Here is a 19176-nt window from a genome sequence, read left to right as displayed (position 1 = left end):
TGAACCGCCCCGGCTCGAATGGAGACTCGATTTCGTGAAAGGATCGAGTCATGGCACGACCTTCCTCCTATCCGCTTGAGCTGCGCCGTCGCGCGGTGCGCATGGTCGCCGAAGTTCGCGGCGACTACCCGACCGAGTCCGCCGCGATCAAGGCCGTGGCCGAGAAACTGGGCATCGGCTCGAATGAGACGCTGCGCAAGTGGGTGCGGCAGGACCAGGTCGACTCCGGGCAGCGGCCGGGGACGACGACGGAGGAGTCCGCGCAGATCAAGGCGTTGAAGAGGGAGAACGCTGAACTCAAGCGGGCGAACGAGATCCTGAAGGCTGCGGCGAGTTTCTTCGCGGCCGAGCTCGACCGGCCACACCTGCGCTCGTAGCGTTCATCGACGAGCACCGGGACCGCTTCGGCGGTGTCGAGCCGATCTGCCGCGTGCTGTCCGAGCACGATTGCAAGATCGCCCCATCCACCTACTACGCCCACAAGAAACGACTCCAGAACCCGTCCGCGCGAACCGTGCGGGACGAGGAACTCAAGGAGCTGATCCAGGAGGTCTACACGTCCAACTTCCGTGTCTACGGGGCAAGGAAGATCTGGCGCGAGCTGAACCGCCAGGGCCACCGGGTGGCCCGCTGCACCGTCGAGCGGCTGATGCGCGAGATGGGCATCGCCGGCGCCGTGCGGGGCAAGAGAGTGATCACCACGATCCCCGACGAAACGGCCGACCGGGCACCGGACCGGGTGGACCGCAAGTTCGTCGCCGACGCACCGAACCGCTGCTGGGTCGCCGACTTCACGCATGTGGCCACGTGGGCGGGGGTCGTCTACGTCGCCTTCGTCGTGGACACCTTCTCCCGCCGCATCGTCGGCTGGTCCGCCTCCACCTCCAAAGAGACCCAACTCGTCCTGGATGCATTGGAGATGGGGCTTTGGCAGCGCGACCGTGAAGGCCGCCCCCACATCCCTGGCGAGCTGATTCATCACTCAGATGCGGGCAGCCAGTACACGTCGTTCAAGCTCGCCGAACACCTCGACGCCGCCGGCATCGCGGCCTCGATCGGCTCGGTCGGCGACGCCTACGACAACGCGCTGATGGAGTCGACGATCGGCCTGTACAAGACCGAGATCATCAAGCCCCGCCGCCCCTGGAAGACCCTGAGCGAGGTCGAGCTGGCTACCGCCGAATGGGTTGACTGGTACTGCCACCGCCGACTCCACGGTGAAATAGGCCACATCCCGCCCGTCGAATACGAGACCAACTACTACCTGGGAACCACGAAACACCAGGTCACAACAACCATCTGAGATCTCTATCGAACTCGGGGCGGTTCAGGCAGCACGTGGCGCCCCTCGACGCGAGCACTGTGGTGACCCTGGTGGCAGCACGTGGACACCGAGCACGGGTGGCCTCGGTGTGAGCACGTGGTGACGTCGGTGACGGGCACGTGGTGACCTGGTGCGAGCACTGTGGTGTATGCCTCACACCCCCGCGTGTCGACATTCCGGAACCGATCGCGCCGAGGGCCGCGTCTAGGGGGGCGTGCAGTGTGAAGGCTCCATCGGCGGCGGCGCCGCGATTCGCATCCGTGTGGCGGGGGGTGTCCTCCTCGTCGCACACCTCGCGCTCGTCGCCTGGCTCACGCTGCGTCCGCTGGACGTCCCCTGGATGATGCCCGCCAACCTGAGCCCGTGCGCCGGTATCCGAGCCGACCTCGCACTCGGCTGGCCGGAGGCGGCCCGGCGCATCGGCGAAGGGCTCGCGCTGCTCGCGCCGCTGGGCGTGCTGCTCCCGCTGGCCCACGGCCACCTTTTCGCCTCCCCGCTCGGCTCCCTGGTCCGTACGGTCGCCGCGGGCGCCCTGATCTCGCTCACCATCGAACTGCTGCAGACCGGCGTGCCCGGCCGGGTCGTCGACGTCGACTCGCTTCTGCTGAACACGGTGGGTGTCGGCCTCGCGCATCTGGCGCTGGTACCGGCGGGCCGCTCGGCGCTCCGCCGCAGGGCCGAGCACAGGCGGCTTGCGGCCGTCCCTACGGAGGAGACCTCTCAGGGTCGTACCCCGACGATTCCCAGGGTCGGGATCGCACCGTAGAGCGATGCTTTGCCCCCTTCGTCTCCGTAGTGTTGACGACAGATGAGGCAGCCGCACCGGCCCGCCTCATACCGGCCGGAGCGCCCCGGAGGCGAACCGCCCCGGGGGCGAACGAGCCGGAACAACGCGAAGGAGCCGATGACGATGACCGCCCTTGCCCGCCCCACCAACGGCCGCATGATCGGCGGAGTGTGCGCAGCGCTGGCACGGCGCTTCGGCACCTCCGCGACCACGATGCGGGTGATCTTCCTGGTGTCCTGCCTGCTGCCGGGCCCGCAGGTCCTGCTCTACATCGGACTGTGGATCTTCCTGCCCTCGGAGGAGAAGGCACGCACATCCTGGTGAGCCCTGGCGCGACAACGCCGACGGGGCGCACCCCTTGACGGACTCGGGGTGCGCCCCATCGGCGCGCTTCGAGGGCTTCGCTCGGCGCGGTTACCGGCTGCCCACCGGCAGCAGTTACAGGCTGCCCACCGGCACCGCCTGCACGGGCACGGCCTGCACCGGCATCCCGCCGAGCAGCAGGGAGGCCGGGGAGGTGAGGCCCTGGGCCAGGGCCCAACCGGCGAGGGTGGGGCCGGTGACCGGGGTGAGCACGTACGGCCCCTCGACGGCGCGCTCCTTGTCGCCGGCCGGCAGCGACTTGGAGACGTCCTCCGCCGGCAGCGCCGAGGTGACCATCTCGGCGGTGTTCACCACCGACCCGGTGTCCGGAACGACGGCCGGGGCGGCGTGCGCGGCGCCGGTTCCGGCTGCGGCGAAGGCGGCACCGAGCGCGGCGACACCGAGGGTCTTGGCAGCAGACTGCTTCATCGTGAATGCGTCCTTGATTAGGGCGGACGGGGATATGTTCACAACCGTAAACATGCCCCGCCACCCACCGCAAATACCGAAATGCGGGCGCGTTGTGAATGCCGTCGGTATTTCGTGTGCGTTGACGGACCGAAGCAGCCTCCGACTCAGCCGCCGATCAGCCCTCGGATGACGTAGAACCGCTGGTGGAAGCGGTCTCGCGAAACAGCCATTCGGCCTTCAGCTCGGCGTATCCCGGCTTGATGACGTCATTGATCATTGCCAGCCGTTCATCGAAAGGAATGAATGCTGACTTCATAGCATTGACCGAGAACCATTGCATGTCGTCGAGGGTGTAGCCGAATGCCTCGACTAGATGCTCGAATTCCCGGCTCATGCTGGTGTGGGACATCAGCCTATTGTCGGTGTTCACGGTGGCCCGGAAATGCAGGCGCCGCAGCAGCCCGATCGGGTGCTCGGCGTACGAGGCCGCCGCGCCGGTCTGCAGGTTGGAGCTGGGGCACAGCTCCAGCGGGATGCGCTTGTCCCGTACGTACGAGGCGAGCCGGCCGAGCTTCACCGAGCCGTCGGCGTGCACCTGGATGTCGTCGATGATGCGCACCCCGTGCCCGAGCCGGTCGGCGCCGCACCACTGGAGGGCCTGCCAGATGGACGGCAGCCCGAAGGCTTCGCCGGCGTGGATCGTGAAGTGGTTGTTCTCGCGCTTGAGGTACTCGAACGCGTCGAGGTGCCGGGTGGGCGGGTAGCCGGCCTCGGCGCCGGCGATGTCGAAGCCGACCACGCCCAAGTCACGGTAACGGTTGGCGAGTTCGGCGATCTCCAGGGCGCGGGCGGCGTGCCGCATGGCGGTGAGCAGGGCGCCGACGCGGATGCGGTGGCCGTTCGCGCGGGCGATCCGCTCGCCCTCCCGGAAGCCCTCATTGACGGCCTCGACGACCTCTTCGAGGGTGAGCCCGCCGTCGAGGTGCTGCTCCGGCGCGTACCGCACCTCCGCGTAGACGACGCCGTCCTCGGCGAGGTCCTCGGCGCACTCGGCGGCGACCCGGACGATTGCCTCACGGGTCTGCATGACTCCGACGGTGTGGGAGAAGGTCTCCAAGTACCGCTCCAGGGAACCGGAGTCGGCGGCTTCCCTGAACCAGACACCGAGCTTGTCGGGGTCGGTCTCGGGGAGCTGGGAATAGCCCGCCGCACGGGCCAGGTCGACGATGGTGCCGGGGCGCAGCCCGCCGTCGAGGTGGTCGTGCAGCAGAACCTTGGGGGCCCGGCGGATCTGGTCCGGGCTGGGGGTGTTTCCCGTCGGGGCAGTCCGGGCCGTGTGGGCAATCGGGGCAGTCTGGCGCTTCATTTTCGCACTCTAACGCCTACGCGCGTAGATCGCGCGTCGAGCGAATCCTCCGATACGCAACGGTGACCGTGCGGCAGGGTGGCGTACACCGCCACTTCTGACACTGTTCTGTCATGGCACAGCAAGCGACGCCGGTTCGCACCGCCCGGCTGGGGAGGACGTTCGGCCCGGTGCCGGGGGCGGTCAGCGGGGCGGTACTGCTGCTCCCCGGCGGCGACGAGGTCTCCGACCGCCGGCCCTCCCCGGTGCTGGCCGCCGCGTCCGTACGGGCGCTGGGCCGCCGCCTGGCGCGCGCGGGCCGCACCGAGGGGCTGGTGACGCACGTCGTGCACTACCGCTACCGCGGCTGGAACGGCAGCGAGGCGCACCTCGCCCGCGACGCGTCCTGGGCGGCCAGCGAGGTCGTACGACGCTACGGGGACGTCCCCGTCTGCCTCGTCGGCGTCGACATGGGCGGCCGGGCGGCCCTGCGGGCGGCCGGGCACGACGCCGTCAACTCCGTGCTCGCGCTTGCCCCTTGGCTGCCCGAGGAGGACGTGGCCGCGCCGCCCGAACCGGTGAAGCAGCTCGCCGGGCGGCGGGTGCTGATCGTGCACGGCACGAACGACCGCCGCACCGATCCGGAGCTGTCGTTCCGGCTCGCGGAGCGCGCGAAGAAGTCCAACCGGAACGTGTGCCGCTTCGAAGTCCACTCCGACCGTCACGGCCTGCAGCAGTACCGCGATGAAGTCCTCTGCCTCGCGGAGGACTTCGTCATGGGTGCGCTGTTCGGCCAGGCCTTCTCGCGTCCGGTGGAGGACTCGTTCGCGGCGCCGCCGCCGCTGGGGCTGCGGATGCCGCTCGCCTCGGGCTTCGGGCGGTCCCTTCGCCGTTGATCCTTGGGTTCGGTGGCTAGGTCGGGAGCAAGTTCCCCCTCTTTGACAGCAGGAACTTCTTGAAGGCTGCCACCGGGGGAGTGTCCGGGTGGCCGTCGAGCCAGGCGACGCCGATCTCGCGTACCGCTCTCGGCGCTGTGACCGTCAGCTCGACGACCCCCGGGCGGGCCACCGCGGGCGGCGGCAAGAGTGCCACCCCGAGCCCGGCCGCGACCAGCCCCCGCAGGGTCTCCGCCTCCTCCCCCTCGAAGGCGATGCGCGGCTTGAACCCGGCCTCCTTGCACAGGTCGTCGGTGATACGGCGGAGCCCATAGCCGGGTTCGAGGGTCACGAAGACCTCGTCGGCGGCCTCGGCGAGACGGACGCGCTTGCGGGCGGCGAGCCGGTGGTCGGCCGGGACGACGAGGCGGAGCTTCTGCTCGTCGAGGCGGCGGGCGACGAGGTCGGGGGCGTCCGGGACGGGCGAGGTCAGACAGAGGTCCAGCTCTCCCGCCCGCAACCGCTCGATCATCGCCTCGCCGTAGTTCTGGACGAGACTGAACCGGACCCTCGGATGGTCGGTGCGGAAGGCGCTGATGAGACCCGGGACGGTCTCCCACCCCATGGTGTGCAGAAACCCGAACGCCACCTTGCCCGCGGCCGGATCGGCGTCGGCGCGCACCTCGTCGGCGGCCCGCTCGATCTCGGCGAGAGCACGCTCGACGGAGGTGAGGAAGGTACGCCCGGCATGGGTCAGCGACACCGTACGGCCGCGGCGGGCGAACAGGTCGACGCCCAGGTCCTGTTCGAGGCGGACCATGGCACGGGAGAGGGTCGACTGCGGGACGCTCATCTCCTGCGCGGCCCGGGTCACATGCTCGGTCCGCGCGACGCCGGCGAAGTAGGCGAGACGGGGAGCAAGCAACCGCGACACGTCTGCCATGACTGCCGTGACTGCCGTGACTGCCGAGTCTGCCGTGTCTTTTGTGTCACCGGACCGTGACAGGCGGGCCCGTGACCTCTGCTGATGCACCATGGGAACGATTATGCCGATTCCATGCATTGGACGGATGAGTGCGGGCTCTTTACCTTCGAAGTATGCCTGCCAGTACCGAGGCGTCCACCACCATGGACGCCGACTCCGCCGTTCCCACCGACTCCGCCTCCCCCGTCCACGACACCCGCATGGCCCCGGGAGGCCCCGGCTACCGCCGGATGAGCTTCGCCCTGTTCCTCGCGGGCACGGCGACCTTCGCGCTCCTGTACTCCACCCAGGCCCTCCTCCCCCTGATCTCCGGCGAGTTCGGCGTGACGGCGAGCGACGCGAGCTGGACGGTGGCGGCGGCGACGGGCGCCCTGGCGCTGTTCGTCCTTCCGATGAGCGCGCTGTCGGAACGTTACGGCCGTCGTACGGTGATGACGGCGTCGCTGGTGGTGGCGGTGACGGTCGGGATGCTGGTCCCGTTCGCCCCTTCGCTGCCCGCGCTGGTCGCGCTGCGGGCGTTGCAGGGCGCGGCGCTGGCGGGGCTTCCGGCCTCCGCGACGGCGTATCTGGCGGAGGAGGTCCGCCCCAGGGCGCTGGTGACCGCCATCGGCCTGTTCGTCGCGGGCAACAGCGTCGGCGGGATGAGCGGCCGGGTCATCACCGGGTGGGTCGCGCAGGAGTGGGGCTGGCGGGTCGCGCTGGGTGTGATCGGCGCGATCGCCGTGGCCTGCGCGGTCGCGTTCCGCCTGCTGCTGCCGGCCCCGAAGCACTTCAGGCCCGGCTCGCTGCGCCCCCGCGTCCTGGCCCGCACGGTCCGCGATCACCTCGCCAACCCGCTGCTGCGCCGCCTGTACGCGATCGGCGCGCTGTTCATGACCGTCTTCGGCGGCGTGTACACGGTGATCGGCTACCGCCTGGCCGAAGAACCGTTCAGCCTGCCCCAGGGCATCGTCGGCTCCATCTTCCTCATCTACCTGGTCGGCACGGTGTCGGCGTCCACGGCCGGCCGTCTGATGGGCCGCCTGGGCCGCAGGGGCGCGCTGTACCTGGCCGGCGGCACGACAGCGACGGGCCTGGTCCTGTCCATCGCGGACTCGCTCCCCCTCGTCCTGCTCGGCCTGATCCTGATCACGGCAGGCTTCTTCGCGGGCCACGCGGTGGCGTCCTCCGCGGTCAGCAAGACGGCGATCACGGGCCGCGCGCAGGCCTCGGCCCTGTACCAGTCGGCGTACTACGTCGGCTCCAGCGCGGGCAGCACGGCGGGGGCGGTCGCCTTCCACGCGGGGGGCTGGGCCGGGACGGTCGGGGTCGGACTACTGGCAGTGCTCGGAGTCGTGACGATCACGGTGTTCGGATCCAGGGCAGCGGCGCGGGGCGCTGCGCGGCGGCGTCCGATGGGGACGCGCTGAGCCGCGGGCGGCGAGCGCGGCAGCCGGATTTCCTCGCCCCCGCCGCCCCTACCCGTCCCGTCCTCAAGGGGGCTCTGCCCTCTGGACCCCCGCTCCTCAAACGCCGGAGGGGCTGGTTTTTCAGCCCCTCCGGCGTTTGGAGGCGAGGCCGTTCAGGCCGAAGCGGGGGTCTGGGGGCGGCACCCTCCTGACCTGCGCGTTCCTCCGCTCCGCAGGCCAATGTCAGTGGCCTGCGGTAGCTTCCGAAGTGCTGGACGCGATTGAGGCGTACGACACAGGAACGGCCACAGGAACGGCCACAGGAACGGCCACAGGGGTGGGTGGACGATCGATGACCGACAGCACGGCGACGACAGCAGACCTCGACGACAGGCTGGAAGCACACCGGGTCGAGCTGACCGGCTACTGCTACCGCATGCTCGGATCGGGCTTCGAGGCGGAGGACGCGGTCCAGGACACCCTCATCCGAGCCTGGCGCGGCTACGCCACGTTCGAAGGCCGCTCCAGCCTCCGCTCCTGGCTCTACCGGATCGCGACGAACGTCTGCCTGGACATGCTCACGGCAGGCAACAAGCGGGCCAGGCCGATGGACCTCACCGACTCCACCCCCCTCGCCCAGGCCGCCCTCTCCCCCCGCCCGGACAACACCTGGCTGGAGCCGATGCCGGACGCCCGCGTACTGCCCACCACCGCCGACCCGGCGGAGGCGGCGGTGGCCAAGGAGTCCGTGCGACTCGCCTTCATGGCCGCCCTCCAGCAACTCCCGCCCAAGCAGCGCGCGGTACTGATCCTGCGCGAGGTGCTGGCCTGGAGGGCGAGCGAGGTCGCCGAACTGCTCGGCACCACGGTCGCGTCGGTCAACAGCGCGCTCCAGCGGGCGCGCGCGACGCTCGCGGAGCGAGAGCAGCCGGGCGCCGAGGCCGCCGTCTCCGACCCGCTGGACGAGGAGCAGCAGAAGCTCCTGGACCGCTATGTCGCGGCGTTCGAGGGCTACGACATGACGGCCCTGACCGCGTTGCTGCACGAGGACGCGATCATGACGATGCCGCCGTTCGACCTGTGGCTGACCGGTGTCAAGGACATCACCGGCTTCATGACGACACTCGGCGCCGCATGCGCCGGTTCGCACCTGGTGCCGGTCCAGGTCAACGGCCTGCCGGGCTTCGCCCAGTACAAGCCGGACCCGGAGGCGGACGGCTTCAGCCCGTGGGCGGTGCAGGTCCTGGAGATATCAGACGGCCGGATCACCGGGTTCCACTGCTTCCTCGACACCGAACGCTGGTTCCCGCTGCTGGGGCTGCCCCTCCATCTCGAAGCGAAGGCCGACCAGGTCGAGGAGGGCGTGTAGCGCGGGGCCGGGATCGCGGAGCCGGATCCGGCCCCCGGCCCGCCGGGCGGCGAGTTCCAGCCGTGCCAGCAGGTCGACGGCGGCGAGCCCCGGCGGTCCGAGTCCGCCGACGTCGCACACCACGGCTCCGGCCCCCGTCGCCTCCAGCAGCACCCGCACGTCGTCGCACAGCCCTGTCACCTCGCCCTTGGTGACAGGACCGGCCAGCACGAGTACTGCGGGTGTCATGGCGTCCACGAGCGGTAGACCGGACGGGTGGGGGTAATTCATCGGGGCGCCGGGCCACCTGCGCCAGCAGCTACCGCGTGGCGGAAACGCCGGCCCGGGAGTCGATCCTGCTGTCGTGCTGCCGGTGCCGGTGCTGATGGTCGTCGTACGCGAAAGAAGACCGTGATGCGATCAGTCGACAGGGAACTCGCTGGTGTCGATCGTGAGGTCGAAAGGTGCGGGCACCTTGATGGGATCCCCGAACTTCACGGCGCCCAGGACCCGGTAGACATCACCCTTCGGCTCCCCGTAGAGCGTGACCGTGGGGCCTCCGGCAGCCCATCGGTCGACCAGAAGGTAGAGCGGGATACCTGCCGTGGCGTAGGCGGCGGGCTTGCTGACGCGGTCGTGGCGAGCGTTGGACTTGGAGGTCACCTCCACGACGAGTGCGGCGAGGGCGGCGGGGATGTGGGACTCCGCCTCCGGGCGTTCCTGCACCGGAGTCACCACCAGGTCCGGAATGAGCATGCCCAGACGGGACGGCACTGCGATCGCCAGCGTCTGGAAAATCCCCCAGTCCTCGGGGATCACGGAGTAGAGGCGACGCTGAATTCGTTCCGCGATCACGTTGTGGCGGTATGCGGGAGCAGGTGACACGGTGATGATCCCCTCGATGATCTCCACCTTGCTGCCCTCGGGCCATTCCATCTCCTCCCAGTACCGGACGAGGTCGTCCCAGTTCTGGTCGGGGTCCTGGCTCACGGTGAGTGCGCTCATGGCGGTCTCCTTTAGTTGCGTCACCGATCCCAGCATGCCGAACGGGGCCGTCGCCGGTCCACCGATCCCGTTCACCCCAATGAGGAAACCCCAGGTCAGGCAATACGCTCCAGCACCACCGGCGACGCCGTGAAGCCTGTTCCGGCCCCCCCGATGTCGTACGAGCCCTCCACCGCCTCCAGCGCGTACGCGAACCGCTCCGGCGTGTCCGTGTGCAGCGTCAGCAGTGGCTGGCCCTCGGTCACCGTGTCTCCCGGCTTGGCGTGCATCTCCACGCCCGCGCCCGCCTGCACCGGGTCCTCCTTGCGGGCACGTCCCGCGCCGAGGCGCCAGGCGGCGACGCCGATGCCGTAGGCGTCGAGGCGGGTCAGGACGCCGGAGGCGGTCGCCTTCACCACGTGCTGCTCGCGGGCCACCGGCAGTTCCGCGTCCGGGTCGCCGCCCTGGGCGGCGACCATGCGGCGCCAGACGTCCATCGCGGAGCCGTCGGCCAGGGCCTTCGCCGGGTCAATGTCGCGGATGCCCGCCGCGTCCAGCATTTCGCGGGCCAGGGCGATCGTCAGCTCCACGACATCCGACGGGCCGCCGCCCGCCAGGACCTCCACCGACTCCCGGACCTCAAGGGCGTTGCCGGCCGTCAGACCCAGCGGGGTCGACATGTCCGTGAGCAGCGCGACCGTCTTGACGCCGTGGTCCGTGCCCAGGCCCACCATCGTGGACGCCAGCTCCCTCGCGTCCTCGACGGTCTTCATGAACGCGCCCGTGCCGACCTTGACGTCCAGGACGAGCGAGCCCGTGCCCTCCGCGATCTTCTTCGACATGATCGAGGAGGCGATCAGCGGAATGGCCTCGACCGTGCCGGTCACATCGCGCAGGGCGTACAGCTTCTTGTCCGCGGGGGCCAGACCGTCGCCCGCCGCGCAGATCACCGCGCCGGCACCGTCCAGTACGGACAGCATCTCCTCGTTGGAGAGCAGCGCCCGCCAGCCGGGGATCGACTCCAGCTTGTCCAGGGTGCCGCCGGTGTGGCCGAGGCCGCGGCCCGACAGCTGCGGGACGGCCGCACCGCACGCCGCGACCAGCGGGGCCAGCGGGAGGGTGATCTTGTCGCCGACGCCGCCCGTGGAGTGCTTGTCGGCCGTCGGACGGGACAGCGACGAGAAGTCCATGCGCTCGCCGGAGGCGATCATCGCGGCCGTCCAGCGGGCGATCTCCCGGCGGTTCATGCCGTTGAGCAGGATCGCCATCGCGAGCGCGGACATCTGCTCGTCGGCGACCTCCCCGCGGGTGTACGCGTCGATGACCCAGTCGATCTGCACGTCGCTGAGTTCACCGCGGTCCCGCTTGGTGCGGATGACGGAGATGGCGTCCATGGCCATGGCTTTCCTTCCAGCGTTCTGAAGAAAGTGCTCGGCCCCTCCGAGTGGGGTTCGGAGGGGCCGCGCGGGAGTTACCTGGTGAGGTGGCCCGGCCCGAAGGCCTGCGGCAGCATCTCCGACAGCGGCAGGATGCCCGCCGGTGTCTCCAGCAGCAGGTCCGGGCCGCCGAACTCGTGCAGCAGCTGCCGGCAGCGGCCGCACGGGACGAGGATGTCGCCCTTGCCGTCGACGCAGGTGAAGTGCGTCAGCCGGCCGCCGCCGGTGCGCTGCAGCTCCGAGACCAGCCCGCACTCGGCGCACAGGCCGAGCCCGTACGAGGCGTTCTCGACGTTGCAGCCGGAGACCGTGCGGCCGTCGTCGACCAGCGCGGCGACCCCGACCGGGTAGCCCGAGTAGGGGGCGTACGCATGGGACATCGCATCCCGCGCCACCGCCCGCAGGGCAGCCCAGTCGACGGTCACTTGCCCTGTCCCTTCCGGTACGGCATGCCGTCCGCCTTCGGCATGCGCAGCCGCTGGGCGGACAGCGCGAGGACGATCAGCGTGATGACGTACGGCGTGGCCGAGACGACCTGGTTGGGGACCTCGTTGGTGCCGGCGTACCAGGCGAACACCAGGCCGCCGACGATCAGCGTGATGACCGCCTGGACGTACTTCTTGCGTACGGCCAGCCAGATCGCGCCGATGATCAGCAACAGCGCGCCGAGCAGCAGCAGCGCGTGGACGTTCTCGGATCCGCCGCGCAGGTTGAGGCTGTCGGTGTAGCCGAACAGGCCGGCGCCGATGGCGAGTCCGCCCGGCATCCAGTTGCCGAAGATCATCGCGGCGAGGCCGATGTAGCCGCGACCGCTGACCTGGCCCTCCAGGTAGAAGGGGTTGGCGACAATGGAGAGGAAGACGCCGCCGAGGCCGGCCAGACCACCGGAGATGACCACGGCCAGGTACTTGTACTTGTAGACGTTGACGCCGAGCGACTCGGCGGCGACCGGGTTCTCGCCGCAGGAGCGCAGCCGCAGACCGAACGCCGTACGCCACAGGATCCACCAGGTCGCGGGGATCAGCGCGATGGCGATCAGCGTCAGCCAGGAGACGTTGGTGATCAGGCCGCCGAGCAGTCCGGCGATGTCCGAGATGAAGAACCAGCCCTTTTCGTTGAGGTCCCGCAGGCCGTCGGAGAGACCCGGCACCGTGAAGTTGCCGAGGGAGTCGACCGCCGGGGACTGCTTGGCCGAGCCGCCCTCGTGGCCCTCGAAGGCGAGGGGCGCGAGATAGCGGGTGGCGCCGAGGGCGAGGATGTTGATGGCCACACCGGAGACGATGTGGTTGACGTTGAAGGTGACGGTGACGAAGGCGTGCAGCAGACCGCCGACGCAGCCGCCGACGATGCCGACCAGGACACCGGTCCACGGGCCCCACTGGAATCCGGCCCACGCGCCGAACCAGGTGCCGAGGATCATCATGCCTTCGAGGCCGATGTTGACGACGCCCGCGCGCTCGGCCCACAGGCCGCCGAGACCGGCGAGGCCGATCGGCACGGCGAGCTGGAGCGCGGTGGACATCTGGCTGACGTTGGTGATGCCGTCGGCGCCGGTGATGATGCGGACGATCGAGGTCAGGGCCAGGGCTCCGGCGATGACCAGCAGCAGGACGGGCCACGACAGGCGGCGGCCGGTCGGCGCCGCGGGCTGCAGCGTGGGCTGGTTGACGTCGGTGGCGGTGGTCATCGGCCAGCCACCTCCTTCGTGTTGTTGTCGGCGCCGAGGACGTGACCGGCGGCCAGCTCCGCGCCGACGCGGCGCTGCTGGCGGCGCAGGCCCCACTCGCGTACGGCCTCGTAGGAGACGACGACCGAGAGCACGATCAGGCCCTGCATGATGACCGCGATCTCCTTGTCGTAGTCGTGGAAGTCCAGTTCGGGCGACGCCTTGTCGAGCCAGGCCCACAGCAGGGCGGCGAACGCGATGCCGACCGGGCTGTTGCGGCCTAGCAGGGCGATGCCGATACCGAGGAAACCGATGCCGGTGGGAAAGTTGAGGTTGTAGGTGTGGGCGTCGCCGAGCAGGATCGGCAGGCCCGCGAGACCGGCGATGCCGCCGGAGAGCAGCATGGCGGTGAGCACCATGCGCCTCGGGTCGACTCCGCTGGCCGCGGCGGCGGTCTCCGAGGCGCCGGAGGCGCGCAGGTCGAAGCCGAACCGGGTGCGGTTGAGGGTGACCCAGAAGCCGATGCCGAGCAGCACGGCGAGGATCACCAGGCCGTAGATCTCGCCCGCGTCACCCATGTCGATGCCCGGCACCCAGCCGGACTCGTGCATCTCACCGGTGGTGTTGTTGTTGCCGACCTTGACGCCGAAGACGTCCGGCAGCCACAGGTAGGCGATGACGGAGGTGGCGATCGCGTTGAGCATGATCGTCGCGACGACCTCGCTGACGCCCCGGGTGACCTTGAGGACACCCGCGATGCCGGACCAGAAGGCGCCGGTGCAGACGGCGGTCAGGAGGAGCAGCGGGACCTGCAGCGCGGCCGGCAGGTTGGCGTGGGCACCGACGATCGCGGCCATCATGGCGGCGAGCTGGTACTGGCCGTCGACGCCGATGTTGAACAGGTTCATCCGGAAGCCGATGGCCACCGCGAGCGCCGCGATGTAGTACATCGAGGCCTGGTTGATGATCAGGACCTGGATGTCCGAGTACGAGGCCTGCTCGAACATGATCGTGAACGGCTCGACCGGGTTCTTGCCCGAGGCGAGCAGCACGATCGAGCTCAGCGCGAAGGCCACGGCGAGCGCGATGACCGGTCCGGCCACCGCGAGGAGTACGCGCTCCTTGTCGAACTTCTTCATCAGCGGGCCTCGTCTTCGCCGGGCTCAGGGGCGTCTTCGGGGGTTTCTTCGTGCTCCAGGTGGCCGGTCGCGGCACCGGTCATCGCCGAGCCCAGCTCCTCCGGGGTGATCGTGGCCGGGTCGGCGTCCGCGACCAGCTTGCCGTTGTAGATCACGCGGAGGGTGTCGGACAGGCCGATCAGCTCGTCCAGGTCGGCGGAGATCAGCAGTACGGCCAGGCCCTCGCGGCGGGCCTCGCGGATGTGGTCCCAGATGGCGGCCTGCGCGCCGACGTCCACACCGCGGGTGGGGTGGGCGGCGATGAGGAAGCGCGGCTTGTGTTCCATCTCGCGGCCGACGATCAGCTTCTGCTGGTTGCCGCCGGACAGGGAGGCGGCGGTGACGTCGATGCCGGGCGTGCGGACGTCGTACGCCTCGACGATCCGGCGCGTGTCCTCCTGCGCGGCCTTCGGGTCGAGCCATACGCCCTTGGCGTTGGGCTTCTCGGTGACGTGGCCGAGGATACGGTTCTCCCAGAGGGGGGCTTCGAGGAGCAGCCCGTGCCGGTGACGGTCCTCCGGGATGTAGCCGATGCCCTGCTCGCGGCGCTTGCGGGTGGCCCAGGAGGTGATCTCCTCCCCGGCCAGCGTGATGGTGCCGGAGTCGGCGTGCTTGAGCCCGATCAGCGCATCGACCAGCTCGGTCTGCCCGTTGCCTTCCACCCCGGCGATACCGAGCACCTCACCGGCGTGGATGGTGAAGGTGATGTCGTCGAGCAGGGCCTTGCCCCCGAGCGCCTCCAGCCGCAGCTTCTCCACGCTGATGACCGGCCGGTCGGTGACGGTCGACTCGGCGGTCTCCGGTGTGGGCAGCTCGCTGCCGACCATCATCTCGGCGAGCTGACGCGACGTGGTCTCCGCCGGCACGGCCGTCCCCACGGTGGTCCCCCGCCGGATGACGGTGATCTCGTCGGCGACCGACAGCACCTCGCCCAGCTTGTGCGAGATGAAGATGACCGACAGCCCCTCGGCCCGCAGCTCGCGCAGGTTCTCGAAGAGCGCGTCCACTTCCTGCGGCACCAGTACGGCCGTCGGCTCGTCCAGAATCAGAGTCCTCGCACCGCGGTAGAGCACCTTGAGAATCTCCACCCGCTGCCGGGCGGCGACGCCGAGTTCCTCCACCAGCACATCGGGCCGCACCCCCAGCCCGTACCGCTCGGAGATCTCCTTGATCTTCCGCCGGGCCCTGGCGCCGATGCCGTACAGCTTCTCGCTGCCCAGCACGACGTTCTCCAGGACCGTCAGATTGTCGGCGAGCATGAAGTGCTGGTGCACCATGCCGATGCCGCGGGCGATGGCGTCGGCGGGACTGCCGAAGCCGACCTGCTCGCCGTCGATCGCGATGGTGCCCTCGTCCGGCTTCTGCATGCCGTAGAGGATCTTCATCAGGGTCGACTTGCCGGCGCCGTTCTCCCCGACGAGGGCATGGACGGTGCCCTTGCGGACAGTGAGGTGGATGTCGTGGTTGGCCACGACGCCCGGGAAACGCTTGGTGATTCCGGTGAGTTCGACGGCGGTCACCTGACCGTTGACCGCCGCTCCGGCCGGAGGGCTGCTGGACGCGTTGATGGCGCACACTCCTGGGGACGGGGGTCGTCTACGCGCGTAGCGCCCCGATGGCATACGAAGGGGCGCCGCGCCGCTGACAACGGGGTACGGGGAGAAGCCTCCCCGTACCCCGTTGAGCGGACGTAACCCCGCGGTTACACGCTGCTCAGGGTCTCGATATTCAGCTGGTCCTGACCTTGATCTCGCCGCTTATGATCTTCTCCTTGGCCGTCTCGATGGCTTCCTGGAGGGCGGCGTCGCCCGCGAACTCCGGATTGGAGTCCGCCAGACCGACCTCGCCGCTCTTCAGATCGCCACGAACGATACCGGTCTCGGGTTTACCGTCCTCGACCGACTTCGCCAGGCTGTAGACCGCCTTGGCGACGTCCTTCGTCGCCGAGGTCAGGATGGATTCCTTGTACGCGGCGAGGGCTTCCTGCTCGTACTGGTCGGAGTCGACGCCGATGGCCCACACCTTGTTGGCGGCGGCAGCCTCGATCACGCCCTGCCCCGACAGACCGGCCGCCGCGTAGACGACGTCGGCCTTCTTCTCGATCTGCCCCTCGGCGGCCGACTTGCCCTTGTCGGGGCTGGAGAAGCCGCCTTCCTCCGCGGTCTGCGTGAGGTACTGCGAGAGAACCTCGACCTTCGGGTCGGTGTCCTTGACGCCCTGCTCGAAGCCGGCCTGGAACTTGTGGATCAACGGGATGTCCACACCGCCGACGAAGCCCACGGTGTCGGTCTTGGTGCTCTTGGCAGCCGCCACCCCGGCCAGATACGAGGCCTCCTCCTCGGAGAACACCAGGTCGGCCACGTTGTCCGCCTGGATCTGGGAGTCGTCGACGATGCCGAAGGTGGTGTCCGGGTACTTCGCGGCGACCTCCTCGACGGCCGGCGCGTACGCGAAGCCGACGCCGATCACCGGGTTGTAGCCCTGCTTCGCCAGCGAGGCCAGCCGCTGCTCCTTGTCGGCGTCCGTCTCCCCGTCCGTGGGCTCCACGTCGTCCGTCTCGTACCCGAACTCCTTCTTCGCCCGCTCCAGCCCCGCGAACGCGGCGTCGTTGAAGGACTGGTCGCCCTTGCCGCCGACGTCGTACGCGATGGCGAGGCCCTTGTCGCTGTCCGTCTCCGACGAGGCGGAGGTGGACGTACCGCCGCAGGCGGACAGAGCGAGGGCGAGGGAGGCGGTCGCTGCGCCCGCGACCGTGATGCGGGAAACCCGGCGCATGGTGTGGTGCTCCTGTCGTACGAGCGCCGGACGGTTCAGCTACGGCGCTGGCTTCGCCGCAGATTAACGCGCGTAGACAAGCCTGAGAACCCCTTCCGTCCACCTTGTTATCCGCCCGTGCCCAAGCCGTGCGGCGCGGGGCTCGGCCAGCGGAGCCCGGCTCCAACCGCATGACGCAGGTCGGCGCCGGCCGGGGGCCGATCGCGCGGCCCGGCGCTGACGGGTTGCAGTGGACGGCGTCAACTCCGGGGGTCGGTGAGGGACGGTTCCGCCGTTCCGAGGACGGACACCCCCCACCGCGGCCCCGACCCCACCACGAACCGGAGGCGCTGCGCGCACCCCCACGCAGCCGCGCTTCCCCCCGGGAGGCATCCCCCGGACAATCGGGTAGGAGGGCCGGGTCGCCCGGCCCTCCTCCCACACCACCGGACATGCGGGTCACGCATCCGGCGGTTCACCAAGCTGATCTCAACCGTTGCCAGGTCGGCTTGAGCGTCTTCAGGCCGAGGTCGTCCCAGTAGGAGTTGGGCAGTGCCCGCGCGAGGACGGGGGAGCCCGCGATCCGCCAGTAGCCCTTGCTGCTGTTCCCCCACTCACGGGAGAACTGCTCGTTGAACCCGAGCTTGCGCAGCATGGCCCGGCGGGCCCGGGGGATCTTCCATTCCTTCCAACGGATCTGCCGCATCCTGCGGTGCAGCCACTTGTCCAGCTCGCGGAACAGATGCGCACCGTCCGCGAGCCGGAAGTAGCCCATCCAGCCAACGATGAAGCGGTTGATCTTCGCGATACGTTCGTTCATCGCGATGCTCCACCGGCGCGAGGTCAGCTCCCGCAGCCGCATCTTCAGACGGACGACCGCCTTCGGATCGACGCGGATCCCAACCTTCCCACGCCGGGCAAAATAGAAGCCGAACCCCAGCATCGTCATGACAGAAGCTGGGACCACCTTCGACTTGTCCCGGTTGACCTTCAGTTTCAACCGCTGCTCGACCACGGCCGTGACCGAGGCGAGCACCCGGCAAGCGGCTCGCTTGCTCCGCACGAAGACACGAACGTCGTCTGCGTAACGCACGAACCGGTGACCGCGCTTGAACAACTCCCGGTCCAGGTCGTCGAGCATGATGTTCGACAAGACCGGCGACAGCGGGGAACCCTGGGGGGTCCCCTCCGCGCTCGGCATCCTGATGCCGCCCACCATGATCCCGGCGTCCAGATACCTGCGGATCAGCTTCAAGACCCTGCGGTCATCGACCTTGCGCGCCACCCGCGCCATCAGGACGTCATGCTGAACCCGGTCGAAGAACCGGTCCAGATCAAGGTCCACGACCCAGCGGTGTCCGTCCTCGATGGCCCGCCGCGCGACACGGACCGCCTGATGGGCGGACCGGCCGGGACGGAACCCGAAGGACGACCCCGAAAACTGCGGGTCGAAGATGGGCACGAGCACTTGCGCGATGGCCTGCTGGATCAAGCGGTCCAGCACCCGCGGCACCCCCAGCATCCGCTCACCGCCGCCAGGCTTGGGGATGATCACCTGACGGACCGGCGCCGGCCGGTAGATGCCCGCGTCGAGTTCGGCCCTCACTTCGGGCCAGTGCACCGCGATCCACGGCCTCAGCTCAGCCGTGGTCATGCCGTCCACCCCGGGAGCACCCCGGTTGACTTCAACGCGGTTGAGCGCCGCGAGCAGGTTCTCCTTCGAGAGCATCAACTCCCACAGCGAAGACTCCCGCTCCCGGTGAACGCCCTCCGTGGAGTGCGCCGACCGGCCACTACGCTCCGCCAGGACACTTCCGGAATGCACCGGTCCCTTCCCGGTCGGCACCGCCGAAGCGGACTTACTGCGGTCCACGTGACCAGCACGAGCAACCACCACATCACCCGTTCCACTCGATGTTCGGCCCTTCCCAGCCCGCCACGCACCGGCAGCCATCCCGGCTGGTACTACGACCTCTGCTGACTTCTGCCCGGTCAGCCCGCGCCTCCCGGCACGGACCGTCGGCGCGGCGACAACTTCAGCACAACCGACACCCGGACAGATCTCCCCAGGTAAGAACGATCACTGTCCCTGGATCCCCGCCGCGTTTACGCACTGGCCCTCTTGGCAGTGACGGGCATCGCCTTCTCGTGCAGGCTCACCCGACCAGTACGCCTCATACGCGATTCGCGTTCCTCGGTACCCAGGTCTCGCCTCGGGCTTCCTCCAGACCCCACCTCACGATGACGCCCTTGCCTCCGGCTCGGGGTTAGCACCACCTCTTCCCCCAGGGGACTTCCACCCCCAAGCAATCGCCCATGCTGGGCACACACG

General features: G+C 69.3%; 18 protein-coding genes. 6 read left to right on the top strand and 12 right to left on the bottom strand.

All coding sequences use genetic code 11. The features are described from left to right. Nucleotides 1-50 precede the first annotated feature (50 nt). From GFH49_RS02360 to GFH49_RS02350, 3 genes are all read left to right on the top strand, one after another. Nucleotides 51-1303 (top strand): IS3 family transposase gene (locus GFH49_RS02360; protein ID WP_230396121.1). Its coding sequence is split into 2 segments (ribosomal slippage): nt 51-333 and nt 333-1303, totalling 1254 coding nucleotides; the frame shifts between segments, so codons are not numbered across the junction. Between the two features lie 235 nt (nt 1304-1538). Further along, complete coding sequence (locus GFH49_RS02355; RefSeq protein WP_155054046.1) at nt 1539-2090, top strand: VanZ family protein; 552 nt, start codon at nt 1539-1541, stop codon at nt 2088-2090. Between the two features lie 144 nt (nt 2091-2234). After that, nucleotides 2235-2435: a PspC domain-containing protein gene (locus GFH49_RS02350; RefSeq protein ID WP_155054045.1), complete on the top strand. Its 201-nt coding sequence runs from the start codon at nt 2235-2237 to the stop codon at nt 2433-2435. A 114-nt stretch (nt 2436-2549) separates the two neighbouring features. Here the strand turns inward: GFH49_RS02350 and GFH49_RS02345 are convergent, their stop codons facing one another. Both GFH49_RS02345 and GFH49_RS02340 read right to left on the bottom strand, forming a co-directional pair. Next, a complete protein-coding gene (locus GFH49_RS02345) occupies nt 2550-2903 on the bottom strand; it encodes an ATP-binding protein (RefSeq protein ID WP_155054044.1) in 354 nt (117 codons plus the stop codon). 157 nt (nt 2904-3060) lie between these two features. Next, a complete protein-coding gene (locus tag GFH49_RS02340) occupies nt 3061-4251 on the bottom strand; it encodes an adenosine deaminase (protein WP_155054043.1) in 1191 nt (396 codons plus the stop codon). 113 nt (nt 4252-4364) lie between these two features. Here GFH49_RS02340 and GFH49_RS02335 point away from each other — a divergent pair, with 113 nt between their 5' ends. Then, complete coding sequence (locus GFH49_RS02335) at nt 4365-5126, top strand: alpha/beta hydrolase (RefSeq protein WP_155054042.1); 762 nt, start codon at nt 4365-4367, stop codon at nt 5124-5126. Between the two features lie 16 nt (nt 5127-5142). Here GFH49_RS02335 and GFH49_RS02330 read toward each other — a convergent pair whose 3' ends face one another. After that, nucleotides 5143-6141 carry a LysR family transcriptional regulator gene (locus GFH49_RS02330; protein WP_196217830.1) on the bottom strand — a complete coding sequence of 333 codons (999 nt, stop codon included), beginning with the start codon at nt 6139-6141 and terminating at the stop codon, nt 5143-5145. A 62-nt stretch (nt 6142-6203) separates the two neighbouring features. Here GFH49_RS02330 and GFH49_RS02325 point away from each other — a divergent pair, with 62 nt between their 5' ends. Continuing rightward, nucleotides 6204-7499 (top strand): MFS transporter, encoded by a 1296-nt coding sequence (locus GFH49_RS02325; RefSeq protein ID WP_155054041.1) that lies wholly within the window; start codon nt 6204-6206, stop codon nt 7497-7499. A 331-nt stretch (nt 7500-7830) separates the two neighbouring features. Further along, nucleotides 7831-8847, top strand: a complete 1017-nt coding sequence (locus tag GFH49_RS02320; RefSeq protein ID WP_155054040.1) for a sigma-70 family RNA polymerase sigma factor — start codon at nt 7831-7833, stop codon at nt 8845-8847. Here GFH49_RS02320 and GFH49_RS02315 read toward each other — a convergent pair. From GFH49_RS02315 to ltrA, 9 genes are all read right to left on the bottom strand, one after another. Further along, a complete protein-coding gene (locus GFH49_RS02315) occupies nt 8731-9075 on the bottom strand; it encodes an STAS domain-containing protein (protein WP_155054039.1) in 345 nt (114 codons plus the stop codon). The two genes, GFH49_RS02320 and GFH49_RS02315, sit on opposite strands and share 117 nt — an antisense overlap. A 171-nt stretch (nt 9076-9246) precedes the next feature. After that, complete coding sequence (locus tag GFH49_RS02310; protein ID WP_155054038.1) at nt 9247-9831, bottom strand: Uma2 family endonuclease; 585 nt, start codon at nt 9829-9831, stop codon at nt 9247-9249. 95 nt (nt 9832-9926) lie between these two features. Beyond that, the gene (locus GFH49_RS02305; protein ID WP_155054037.1) at nt 9927-11210 is read right to left on the bottom strand and encodes a thymidine phosphorylase; all 1284 of its coding nucleotides are present in this window, start codon (nt 11208-11210) and stop codon (nt 9927-9929) included. A gap of 71 nt (nt 11211-11281) precedes the next feature. Then, entirely contained in the window at nt 11282-11671 is a 390-nt protein-coding gene (locus tag GFH49_RS02300; protein ID WP_155054036.1) for a cytidine deaminase, read from the bottom strand. After that, nucleotides 11668-12933, bottom strand: a complete 1266-nt coding sequence (locus GFH49_RS02295; protein WP_155054035.1) for an ABC transporter permease — start codon at nt 12931-12933, stop codon at nt 11668-11670. Before GFH49_RS02295 ends, GFH49_RS02300 begins: the two co-directional genes overlap by 4 nt. Next, on the bottom strand, nt 12930-14051 hold the full coding sequence (locus tag GFH49_RS02290; RefSeq protein WP_155054034.1) for an ABC transporter permease: 1122 nt from the start codon (nt 14049-14051) through the stop codon (nt 12930-12932). The genes GFH49_RS02295 and GFH49_RS02290 overlap by 4 nt, the downstream gene beginning before the upstream one ends. Further along, a complete protein-coding gene (locus tag GFH49_RS02285; protein WP_155054047.1) occupies nt 14051-15610 on the bottom strand; it encodes an ABC transporter ATP-binding protein in 1560 nt (519 codons plus the stop codon). The genes GFH49_RS02290 and GFH49_RS02285 overlap by 1 nt, the downstream gene beginning before the upstream one ends. A 208-nt stretch (nt 15611-15818) precedes the next feature. Then, a complete protein-coding gene (locus GFH49_RS02280) occupies nt 15819-16865 on the bottom strand; it encodes a BMP family lipoprotein (RefSeq protein ID WP_155054033.1) in 1047 nt (348 codons plus the stop codon). A 454-nt stretch (nt 16866-17319) separates the two neighbouring features. Then, nucleotides 17320-18573: a group II intron reverse transcriptase/maturase gene (ltrA, locus tag GFH49_RS02275; RefSeq protein WP_230396118.1), complete on the bottom strand. Its 1254-nt coding sequence runs from the start codon at nt 18571-18573 to the stop codon at nt 17320-17322. Nucleotides 18574-19176: the final 603 nt, after the last annotated feature.

Source organism: Streptomyces blattellae, assembly GCF_009709555.1.
Lineage (GTDB): Bacteria > Actinomycetota > Actinomycetes > Streptomycetales > Streptomycetaceae > Streptomyces > Streptomyces blattellae.
Note: the sequence above shows the minus strand (reverse complement) of the source record. Positions and strands in the feature narration are given on the sequence as shown.